Below are 11,204 nucleotides of genomic sequence, written 5' to 3'. Positions count from 1 at the left end.
TCATATTCTGTCTTTCTAGCAAAATCATGGCCATCGATTTCGTATAAATTTATTTTAATTGATGTTTGATGCATGGGAAATATCAAATAATCCGTTTTCATATACTATTTTCCGGAATATTTTATTATTTTCATGCTTGAATTAAAAAAACCCCACAACTATTTTGTGGAGTTTTTCTCCTATTCATCTACATGGTGAGACAATTGTGTCTCTCCATGAACAATTGGGATAACCAAAGTTACTTTCGTATAGTAATCCATTTCACTTTCATACTTTAAACCGTAAGAAGAACCATAAAATAATTGCACTCTATTATGGACATTTCTAACACCATATCCTTCCGTCTTGGTAGTTAAGATGGACTGTAGCTTCGTTGGTTCTATTCCTGCTCCATTATCAGTCACAGAAAATTCTAATGTATTTTCTATTCTTTTTAATTTGATCATCAATTTCCCACGCTCAGAACTTTCTTTATGGTCGATTCCATGATTAATAGCATTCTCCACTAATGGCTGTAAAAGTAAATTTAACATGGTATAGTGATAAGTTGATTTATCCAGTTCATAATGTACATCAAATGAATTGGAATGCATTAATTGTTGAATATTTATATAAGAAATCACATTTTCAAGTTCTTTCTCTACTTCTATAATACTTCTCCCTTTATTTAAAGTAGTTCGATAAAAGCTGGACAGGTGTTGAGTCATCTGGCTGATTTCTTCTTGTTCTGCCATAATAGCTTTACTATTAATCAATGAAAGGCTATTGTAGAAAAAATGCGGATTGATTTGCGCCTGTAAAGCTTTCATTTCATATTCTTGCTGGGCAATTTTACTTTTATATACCTGATTGATCATATTATTTAATTTATTGACCATATCTCCAAATTGTTTGATTAAGCTTCCAATTTCATCCGTACCGCTGTTAAAAACGGAGACTGTCAAATCTCCTTCTTCTATCTTTCGCATATTTTCCGATAGTTTTTCTAGTGGTCTAACCACTACTTTTGCCAATAAATAAATAGATAATACCATAATTAAAATACTTAATAAGATAACCAATACAACCGTTACTCTCATCGGAAGCGTAGCAGCTGAAATAATATCAGTCGGCCGATATAAATAAACAGTCCAACTATAAGAAGGTAATTCAGCTTGTTGAATGACAAAATCAGATTCAATGTTATCAACACCTTCTGCTGACTCTAATAATGAAAATTTACCTTCCAGACTTCTATCAGAAAATGTTTCATATGAATAAACAGGATTTCCGTCACTGTCCAAAATTGCGACACCATAATCCTCTTCAAATAAACTGGACATTGAGTCAAAAAATTGTTGATAATTTATTTCCATTTGAAGAATATTATTATACATTCTGCGTTCATCAAATATTGGATAAATCAGCTTAAATATTTCATCCTCCGATGAAGCTACCAGAGTTGGCCGATTCGAATCCTTAGTACTGTTAAACCAGCTATTTTGATTAATGTCTGCCAGCGGTCTCAGTAATTGATCATAAGGGTTCATTTGATTATCGGTATAAACAGTAATAGAATCAATATCCGTCTGTAAAGTTGGCGGGGTAGCCAATGTAGGAGCCAATGTATCATTATAAAACTTATACATTTCATAGTTGCTATCATACTCTGCAGTTAATCCATTTTTTATTTCTTCATTCCATACAATTTGATTAACTATGTTCAAATAATTATCGATTTTATAATCTATATTTAGAATGGACTGGTTTAATGCTTCAGAAAGATTTTCATTTTCACGGGTAACTAATGAATCTTGTATTTGGTAATACCACATACTTCCTAACGTCATAATAGGTAAGCAGCTGGCAACAATACAAATCAGTAATATTTTCTTGCGGAATTTTAAATTAATAAAGCCTTGTTTAAAAAGATTCATCTCATTCACTTCACCTCTACCTTCTTTTCATCTCCCGGTATTTTTGGGGACTGACACCTAAATGCTCTCTAAAAATTCTAATAAAATAGGAATCGTTTTTATAACCAATCACTTTACTTATAGTATTCACTTTCATATTGGTATTACTAAGCAATTCTTCTGCTTTATTCATCCTTACCTGTTTAATATATTTATTAATTCCTACCCCAGTATCCTGTTTGAACTTATCACTTAAATAACCAGGCGTTAAATATACTTTTTCCGCTAACATGTCTAAACCCAGGTCTTTTTCTATATTCTCTATAATATATTGTTTCACTATTTCAATGACATGCTTCGGTGAATTCTTCTCTTCTTCTAATCCTTTTATTACTTTCCTTTGTACTTCCAGTAAAGTCTGCTTGATGTCAGAGAAATGTTTATAAGAGTAGATTAATTCAATGTATCTATTCATGCTGTCTTTACTGTATTCCGGCATTGTCTGAAAAAATAACTGCAGCAGCCGGGCGAACAAGAAGCGAAGATAACCTTGTGCAGTATTCGTTCTTTTATCGTACTTTTGAATAATTAGACTTATCTTTTGCTCTAATTCTACTGTATCCCCCTGTTGAAGTGCTCTTTCGATTTCTTCTAATAAATATTCATCTTCTTTGTACTCTTTACTATCTGTTAATGGTGTATCAATTGGATAGATAAAGACATCTGAATAAAAAAAGCGATCTTTTAAGTAACCTTCTAACTCATTATACGTTTGAGCTATTTGGACTGGATTCTTCATATGATTACTTACAGAGAGAACACAATTGATGCCATATGTTTCTTGGATTTTTTGTTGTATTTGCTTAGCAGCTTCCTTATATGTAAATGGTCTCCTTAAATTATCTTTAAATAGTAAGACGATTTGAAAAGGATTTAGATTAATTACGTCATATTTACTATCTAATGTGGCTCTCTTAATCACTTCATAAAAATATTCATTTTCTTCCTCAAACAAACTATCCAAAAAAGCAGTATCAGAATGGACAAGAATCATTCGATTATAGTCATTTAAAAAATCAAAATTTAAGAAAGGGTATTCATTTTTCAATATATCTATCGGTGTTTGATTTAATAAACGATATAGAATATGCTGTTTTATAAATAATTGATTTACTTCTCTTTTTTCTTGCTCCTCTTTACGTTTTTTAATATTCCTCATTACTTCTGTCATTGTTTGATTAAATTCTTCTGGTTTAACAGGCTTTAATATATAATTATCAGCTCTTAGCGTTAGGGCTTTCTTAACAAAATTAAAATCATCATGACCGCTAAAAAATATAATTTCTATATCATCATAGCGCTCCCTTACTTTCGTTGCTAATTCTATACCGTTTACAAAAGGCATTTGCACATCAGTAAGTAAAATATCAGCAGGGCTTCTCACTAATTCTTCAAAAGCTTCTTTCCCATTAGCCGCTTCTACGATTTCTAACTCGAAATCAAATTTTTTTAATAAAAAACGAATGACGTTTCTTTCATCTTTTTCATCATCTACAATTAGAATACGATACATCATCCGACCTCCTTTATTAAAATATAACATTCATTTAAAGATATGAACTATGTTTATTCTAAATTATCTTTTGAGAAAACTTCATAATTTACTATCATTTGACTGATGTATAACTTAAATAGGATAAATAATGCATAAAATAAATGAAAAAGAACCCGTTTCCGATAAAGTTAATAGTATCACAATTAACTACCGGAAAAGAGTTCTTATAATGGCTGCTTTATTTTTTAAATCACACTTTGTTTCAAACTAAATTAAAATTATTTAACAATCGAGAAGAACTATCCTTAATTGTCTGTTCAATCTTTTTTCTTGTTGCTTCACTGACATATCCATCATTTAAATATCTGGACACGGTGCTCTTTGCAACTCCTGCTTTTTCAGAAATATCTCGAATTGTGGCCATAATTTCTATCCTTTCAGCTCTGGTCATCTTCTATTCTTATTAGATATTATATCTTATTATCCTGCCATTTTCACTCATTGTATAATTAACACCTGAATTATTCCTGGAATATTGCAGCCTTACAAATTCTTACCTACCACCGCATAGTCGTTGCAAATAAATAAAGCAATAAGCAATAATATAAGAAATTGCTCATTTAAGTGTTTTTAGCTTACCATTAAAGTTTATTTTAACTTTGATATGGACTAATTTTCATTTCTGTCATTTTCAAAATGACACCCAAAATACCAAATCACATTTATAGAGTGACTTGGTATTTTTAATAAATTAAATCTAATTATACTGTACGCTTAAAGATACATTAAATATAGGAATTAAGTAGATATTCATTATCAAATCTAAAACCAATTAAATAAATCAAACAACACTCCCCCCTCTTTAAGTCCTCCATCGTGCAAATCCGCCTTCTGAATTTATCACCTGCCCTGTAATCCAGGACGCTTCGTCAGTTAACAGCCAGCTTATGAGATTAGCCGTATCACTAGGTTCCCCAAAACGATTAAATGGGAATTTACTTCTTACCTCTTTCCATTTACTTTCTATTAAATAACCTGTGTCTACTGGACCAGGATTCACTGTATTAATTGTAATATTTTTATCAGCTAATTCATCAGCTAACGTAAGGACGATTTCTGCTAATCCGCCTTTTGCAGTAGCATAAGCCACTTCTCCGGGCATCGGGCCTTGCTGCTGTCCGGAAGTCATAAAAATAATCTTCCCAATATTTTTTTCGGATGAATGCTGTTTCATAAATAATTGGGCAAGCAGCAGCGAAGAGCGTGTATTTATAATATAGTGTTTGTCAATCATCTCTGCCGTTAGTTCTTCTAAAGGTCCATCGGAACCACTCAAGGCATGATTACAAACTAAACCGTCTACATGTCCACAATGTTTTTTTATTTTTTTGAACAACTCTTCAGGAGCAGAAGCATCCATAAAGTTGCCTTTGAACTCATGAAATGTTGCGTCTTCTACAAGCTCTGCTTTCACTCCCTCTATCACAGCATCTAAGTCATCAGCTCCCCAATCTTGCTCTCGATCGTGTGCTTGATAATGGTGAATAATAATAGAAGCTCCAAGGGCAGCTGCTTTTCTGGCTATAGCATATCCTATTCCGGCTCGTCTGCTGACTCCTGTAATCAAGATTTTTCTTCCTTTTAATGGATACTGTTTCCTCGTTAATTCGCTCATGATTTTCTCCTTTCTAAAATACAGCTTATAAGTGACTTGAATTTTTATAACTTCACTTAATTTTGAAAACGTTTTCTATTATTCTATTTTAGCATAAAGTATAAGGAAATAAGTAAAAAGCATTCGCTTTTTGAAATCTTTATTTTGTTAAAAACAATGACTTGATGCCATTCTGCCTGATTTCTTTAAAATTTGGAATGAGACATGATTTGATAAATGATTCAAGATTGACAATCCTTTAAATTAAATTTAAACTTATATAAATGTAATCGTTTTCAAAGGAGGAGATACTATGGGGGAAAAGCTTAAAATAGCAATTATTGGCTGCGGGGGAATTGCAAATGGAAAACATTTGCCAAGCCTTAGCAAATTGGAGCAAGTAGAAATGACAGCGTTTTGCGATATTGTACGTGAAAGGGCAGAAAAAGCTGCAAAGGAATATGGAACGAAAGATGCGAAGACATATGTGGACTTTAAAGAATTATTACAAGACACATCCATTGATGTTGTTCATGTCTGTACCCCAAACAATGCGCATATGGAAATCACAGTGGCTGCGTTGGAATCTGGAAAACATGTCATGTGTGAGAAACCAATGGCCAAGACAACAGAAGAAGCTAAAAAGATGGTAGAAGCAGCTGAACGCACAGGCAAAAAATTAACGATTGGGTATAATAACCGATTTAGACCCGACAGCCAGCATCTGCATAAGCTTTGTGAGCGAGGAGATTTGGGAGAAATATATTATGCAAAAGCACACGCTATAAGAAGAAGGGCAGTACCTACATGGGGAGTGTTTCTCGACGAAGAAAAGCAAGGAGGCGGACCATTAATTGATATTGGTACACATGCGCTTGACTTAACATTATGGATGATGAATAACTATAAACCCAAATCGGTTATGGGAACGGTCTATCATAAATTAGGGAAAAATGAAAATGCAGCAAATGCCTGGGGACCTTGGGATCCAGAGGCCTTTACAGTAGAAGATTCTGCATTTGGTTTTATAACGATGGAAAATGGCGCAACAATTGTTCTGGAATCTAGCTGGGCATTGAATTCCTTAGACGTGGATGAAGCAAAATGCTCTCTCAGCGGCACGAAAAGTGGTGCAGATATGAAAAATGGATTACGAATTAATGGTGAAGACTTTGGTAAATTATATACTCAGGAAATTGAATTGGAATCAGGAGGAGTGGCATTTTACGACGGTAACTCTGAAAGTGATCCTGATTTAGAAGCAAGAAATTGGATTGAAAGTATTATCAATGATACCGAACCAGTCGTGAAGCCAAGTGAAGCACTTGTTGTCACGCAAATATTGGAAGCAATATACGAATCGGCACGAACGGGGAAAGCCGTTTATTTTAATCAATAGTAAAGTTAAAAAATGAGTTTTGTAGAATATATATTTAGGGGGAAATTGAATTGGTTAATATTGCATTGTTAAGCAGGTGGCATGTACATGCGGATGACTACGCCCGAGAAATTCAAGCTAATGATAATTTATCTATTAAACTCGTGTGGGATGAAAATGCGGACAGAGGAGAAAAGTGGGCAGAGGAATTAGGAATCCCTTTTGAATCGGATCTTCAAAAGGTTTTAACAAATCCATCAATTGAAGGAGTAGTTGTCACTACCCCAACAAATTTGCATAAAGAAGTAATTATCTCAGCTGCAAAAAATAAAAAACATATTTTCACTGAAAAAATTTTAGCTTTTACAGTGAAAGATTGTGAGGAAATTTATAATACGATAGACCAATATGGCGTTAAATTAATGGTTTCACTTCCAAGATTAACAGAAGATTATTATTTATATGCGCAAAAGGTAATAGATAATAACTGGATTGGAAGACTTACTACTATTCGATGCCGTACTGCTCATGATGGGGCGGTTGTAGGGCCGGGAGAAAGCGAGGGCTGGTTACCGAAGCGTTTTTTTGAAAAAGAGCAATCTGGAGGCGGCGCATTAATTGATTTAGGTGCCCACCCCATCTATTTGACTAACCGGCTGGCTGGTAATGTAAAAAAACTGGTTTCCCATATGAATCATACAAACAACCTTGGAGCAGATGACAACGCTGTCGTCTTAGTAGAATATGAATCTGGTGCGATGGGGATTCTCGAGACTGGTTTCCTATCCAAAGGCAGTCCGTTTCAATTAGAGCTCTACGGAACAGAAGGCACGATACTAATCGAAGACAACAAAATCCGCCAGACATTTGGAAATGGGGAGTGGTCCACACCGGATAACCCGCCAGAAGCATTGCCTATGCCTATGGAACAATGGGCATCCGCAATTATAAATGGAACTGCCCCGTCTATAAATAAGTCTGATGTTATTAATCTAACCTTAGTTAACGAAATAGCAATGAAATCAAACAAAGAAGGATGCTGGATAAATCCTTCATGACTCATAACCACAATTACTGAGATGAATTTCTATCACATAGTTAGAGCGGATAACCCTCAAGTTATCCGCTCTAACTATGTTTATTTCTATTCTTTCACAGACCCTGATGTTAAGCCTGAAACAATTCGTCTTTGGAAAATCAATACTAAAATAACAATTGGAATGGTTACAATAACCGTTGCTGCACTGATATCTCCCCAAGGAACAGAATATTCACTTTGGTACATGGAAATTCCAACTGGTACCGTTCTCCATACATCATCACTATTAATTGTTAGAGCAAATAAATACTCATTCCACGCCGCAATGAATACCAGAATAGCAGTCGTAAAAATACCTGGTGTCGCCAGCGGTAAAATAATTTTACGGAATGTTTGAAATGGACTGGCTCCATCAAGTTTAGCAGATTCCTCCAATTCAAATGGAATCTTTTGAAAAAAGGTAGACAGAATCCAAATTGATAATGGTAAACTGATTGTCATGTAAGGAATAACCAATCCCGTATAACTATTACGTAAGCCTAACTCTGTTACGATATTGAAGATTGGCGAAATAACTGCTACTTGTGGAAACATGGAAGCAGCTAAAATAACTCCCAGGAATAAACCTTTCCCTTTTATCGGTAATCTAGTTACTGCGTAAGATGCAAAGGCAGCACAACCTACCGCCAAAATTGTTGTTACCGTTGAAACGACAAAACTATTTAACATATATCGCAAAAGCGGGCGATTCGTTACCGCAGCTTCATAGGATTCGGTCGTAGGATTTGTTGTAAACCATTTAAATGATGTAAATATTTCTCCTACAGGCTTTATCGACGTTAAGAACACCCAAATAAACGGAAACATCACTAAAAATACAAATATGATTAGAAATATATAGAAACCTATACCTGCACGTTTATTCATATTATTTCTCCTTCCTATTTCGTACGTCCTGCGAATAGATCTGAACCAATTAAGCGTACATAAATAAAGCTAATCAATGCTACAGCTAAAAATACAATAACCGATAATACGGAACCTTCTCCAAAGTTCTGTTGCGAGAACAAGGTTATGTATGCGTATATCGAAATAGATTCGGTAGCATTCGCTGGTCCCCCGCCAGTTAGTACATAGATAAGATCGAATACCCGGAAGGCATCAAGTGTTCTAAATAATAAAGCAACTAAAATAGAAGATTTCAACAATGGCAGTGTTATCTTAAAGAACTGTTGAAATTTGTTGGCTCCATCTACATCACTTGCTTCATATAAGGAATTCGGTATGGTCTGCAGTCCAGCTAAGAGCAATAATGCCATGTAAGGTGTCGTTTTCCACACATCGGCAAAAATTATCGAGAACATCCCGCCAGACGAGGTAGACAGCAGCCAAGATGAATTGGGTATCAGGTTCCATTCATTAAAATAATGCGCTATAACACCCGTTTGACCATCTAATAAGAAGCCCCACATCATCGCACCTACTGCAGTCGGGATTGCCCAAGGAATCAGCACGGAGGCACGTACAATACCACGGCCGCTAAAGGTACGGTTAATTAATAAGGCAACAGCCAAACCTAATACAAGTTCAAAAGCAACAGAAGCAATCGTAAATATCATCGTATTACTTAATGATTTCCACATTCGGCCATCTTGAAGATATTTAGCATAATTAGAGAAGCCAATAAAATTAGATTCCAAAATATTTGTGCTGGTAGCCTCAATTAAGGAGCTTGTTTGCTCATAATTCTGTGCTAAATCCTCATTGTCTGCTTCTCCAGCCATCACCTGCAATTCTTCTGAAATAGAATTCAAAGCAGTTCGATAATCTTCTGCAAAATCATTGTCCAGTTTCGCATATTTCAAATCGCTGTCGGAAATCGGCTGGAAATTCATCAACATCTCATCAATTTGTTCCATTTTAGCATTGATTTCACTATCTGATGCCAATTCACTATGGAAACCTTCAATTGTTTCTCTAGCCTGCTGAATAGTTGCTATATCATCACCATCAGCACTGCCTTCTAAATTGCTAAGCTGACTGTCGATATAAAAGTAATTATCCACATAGCGTTCCAAATCCATATTGGCACTTAACATCCGCTCCGACCTCGTCGGATCATTTAAGCGATAATCAAATAAACTATTATAAAAGGACTGAGCAACTGGCCACAATGTAATTAATACGACAAGTATGATAGATGGAAGTATCATCAAATAACCTAGCCGCTTTTCATTCAAATGAAATTTCTTCACATTTTTCCCCTCCCTTTCCGTTAAGCACACATTTTGATGTACTTAATAGAAAGAGCAAGATGAAATTCAAAGCGCTCATCTTGCTCACCTCTTTAGAAAGCTTTATTCTTCCATAGCATTTTCGATTTGTGTCTGCATGTTCTCTGCAGCTTGTTCAGCTGTTTGATCACCAGTCAGCACTTGTGAAACCTGAATTTGAATGATATCGGAAATTTCAGGGTAAATCGGTGATACTGGTCGTGGAACAGCTGCACTAAGCCCCTCAACAAATTCTGGATTTTGGAATAAAGGGGCAGCTTCTTGTACTTCTGGATCATCATAAAGCGCTTCGATAGTTGGAGCGTGATTTCCTACAATTGCTCCTGTTTTTTGACCTTGTTCACCAGCTAAATATTTTACTAATTCCCAAGACTCTTCTGGGTGCTCTGTATAACGATTAATCATTGCTGTCCAGCCGCCTAATGCCGAAGCACTTCCTTCATCACCGGCAGGTAATGGAGCGATTTGTACGTTATCTACAACTTCAGAACGCTCTTCATCATTGGAAGAAGATTGCATATATGGCCAGTTACGGGCAAATACAGCGTCTCCTGCAATCCAAGCATTTTCTGTTTCGATCTCTTGGAAATTCAAGATATTACCTGGTACAAAATCAGATTGTACTATTTCTGCTAATTTCTCTAAGCCTTTAATCGTTTCCGGACTATTTACCACTACTTCATTATCTTCATTAATAACTTCACCGCCATAAGAAGCAATGATTTCAACAAAGTTTGTCACCAAACCTTCATATTGAGATGCTTGTAATAGATAGCCAAACTCTGTATCACCTTCACCTTGCAACTCACCAGCTTGTTCGATTAATTCATCCCATGTAGTTGGCGGTTCTTCCGTTACATCTGTACGATAATAGAGGAAGGAGGCATCAATAAATAATGGGAGCGCCCATTGTCTGCCATTAAAATTACCTGCTTGAATCGGTCCATCAAAGTGCTCTTCTAAATCAATGCCGTCTGCTTCAATAAAACGGTCTAATTCTAATGCATAGTTTGCTTGGGCAAATTCAGCCGGCCAAATGCTATCACCGTTAAACACGTCAATCTCGGAGCTTTGTGAACTAAACATGGTTACATATTGATCATGCTGCTGACCTGTATCTGAAGGCATTTCACGATAATCAACTTTAATATTTGGATTTAATTCCTCAAATTCTTCAATTTGTGCTTCTACTTTACCAGTCGTATCAACACCTGTAGCATAAACAATCGTTACTTGCTCACCGTCTTCGGAAGCGCTTTCATATTCTCCATTACTTTCTGCTTCCGAATCATCTGTCCCTGAACCGCCATCTCCACCACACGCAGCCATAAAAGCAACTAATAAAAATAATACTCCAAACAATAACAATTTCTTTACCTGTGGCATTAC

At 35.5% G+C, this 11,204-nt stretch carries 8 protein-coding genes and 1 pseudogene; 2 read left to right on the top strand and 7 right to left on the bottom strand.

The window, feature by feature from the left end; all coding sequences use genetic code 11:
- Positions 1-179: 179 nt before the first annotated feature.
- The 4 genes and pseudogenes from BN997_RS04675 to BN997_RS04665 form a co-directional block, all read right to left on the bottom strand.
- Positions 180-1,916: a cache domain-containing sensor histidine kinase gene (locus BN997_RS04675; protein ID WP_226894996.1), complete on the bottom strand. Its 1,737-nt coding sequence runs from the start codon at positions 1,914-1,916 to the stop codon at positions 180-182.
- A gap of 16 nt (positions 1,917-1,932) precedes the next feature.
- Positions 1,933-3,471: a response regulator gene (locus tag BN997_RS04670; protein WP_175297006.1), complete on the bottom strand. Its 1,539-nt coding sequence runs from the start codon at positions 3,469-3,471 to the stop codon at positions 1,933-1,935.
- A 277-nt stretch (positions 3,472-3,748) separates the two neighbouring features.
- Positions 3,749-3,874: pseudogene (locus BN997_RS22440) on the bottom strand (LacI family DNA-binding transcriptional regulator); the annotation flags it as partial.
- 438 nt (positions 3,875-4,312) lie between these two features.
- Positions 4,313-5,125 (bottom strand): SDR family oxidoreductase, encoded by an 813-nt coding sequence (locus BN997_RS04665; RefSeq protein ID WP_042530108.1) that lies wholly within the window; start codon positions 5,123-5,125, stop codon positions 4,313-4,315.
- A gap of 292 nt (positions 5,126-5,417) precedes the next feature.
- On the opposite strand from BN997_RS04665, the gene BN997_RS04660 reads away from it, so the two are divergent.
- Both BN997_RS04660 and BN997_RS04655 read left to right on the top strand, forming a co-directional pair.
- A complete protein-coding gene (locus BN997_RS04660) occupies positions 5,418-6,503 on the top strand; it encodes a Gfo/Idh/MocA family protein (protein WP_042530106.1) in 1,086 nt (361 codons plus the stop codon).
- A gap of 50 nt (positions 6,504-6,553) precedes the next feature.
- Positions 6,554-7,540: a Gfo/Idh/MocA family protein gene (locus tag BN997_RS04655; protein WP_042530104.1), complete on the top strand. Its 987-nt coding sequence runs from the start codon at positions 6,554-6,556 to the stop codon at positions 7,538-7,540.
- A gap of 86 nt (positions 7,541-7,626) precedes the next feature.
- Here the strand turns inward: BN997_RS04655 and BN997_RS04650 are convergent, their stop codons facing one another.
- The 3 genes from BN997_RS04650 to BN997_RS04640 form a co-directional block, all read right to left on the bottom strand.
- Positions 7,627-8,448 (bottom strand): carbohydrate ABC transporter permease, encoded by an 822-nt coding sequence (locus BN997_RS04650; RefSeq protein WP_042530103.1) that lies wholly within the window; start codon positions 8,446-8,448, stop codon positions 7,627-7,629.
- Between the two features lie 14 nt (positions 8,449-8,462).
- Positions 8,463-9,734, bottom strand: coding sequence for a carbohydrate ABC transporter permease (locus BN997_RS04645; protein WP_042535775.1), 1,272 nt, complete (start codon positions 9,732-9,734; stop codon positions 8,463-8,465).
- Between the two features lie 144 nt (positions 9,735-9,878).
- Complete coding sequence (locus tag BN997_RS04640) at positions 9,879-11,201, bottom strand: ABC transporter substrate-binding protein (protein ID WP_042530101.1); 1,323 nt, start codon at positions 11,199-11,201, stop codon at positions 9,879-9,881.
- Positions 11,202-11,204: the final 3 nt, after the last annotated feature.

This window comes from Oceanobacillus oncorhynchi (assembly GCF_000821065.1).
Lineage (GTDB): Bacteria > Bacillota > Bacilli > Bacillales > Amphibacillaceae > Oceanobacillus > Oceanobacillus oncorhynchi.
This window is presented reverse-complemented; position numbering and strand designations above follow the sequence as displayed.

Excerpts from the sequence above, each read along its gene's own strand:
- BN997_RS04675 (WP_226894996.1), bottom strand. The coding sequence starts at position 1,916 with ATGAATCTTTTTAAACAAGGCTTTATTAATTTAAAATTCCGCAAGAAA.
- BN997_RS04670 (WP_175297006.1), bottom strand. The coding sequence starts at position 3,471 with ATGATGTATCGTATTCTAATTGTAGATGATGAAAAAGATGAAAGAAAC.
- BN997_RS04665 (WP_042530108.1), bottom strand. The coding sequence starts at position 5,125 with ATGAGCGAATTAACGAGGAAACAGTATCCATTAAAAGGAAGAAAAATC.
- BN997_RS04660 (WP_042530106.1), top strand. The coding sequence starts at position 5,418 with ATGGGGGAAAAGCTTAAAATAGCAATTATTGGCTGCGGGGGAATTGCA.
- BN997_RS04650 (WP_042530103.1), bottom strand. The coding sequence starts at position 8,448 with ATGAATAAACGTGCAGGTATAGGTTTCTATATATTTCTAATCATATTT.
- BN997_RS04645 (WP_042535775.1), bottom strand. The coding sequence starts at position 9,734 with ATGATACTTCCATCTATCATACTTGTCGTATTAATTACATTGTGGCCA.
- BN997_RS04640 (WP_042530101.1), bottom strand. The coding sequence starts at position 11,201 with ATGCCACAGGTAAAGAAATTGTTATTGTTTGGAGTATTATTTTTATTA.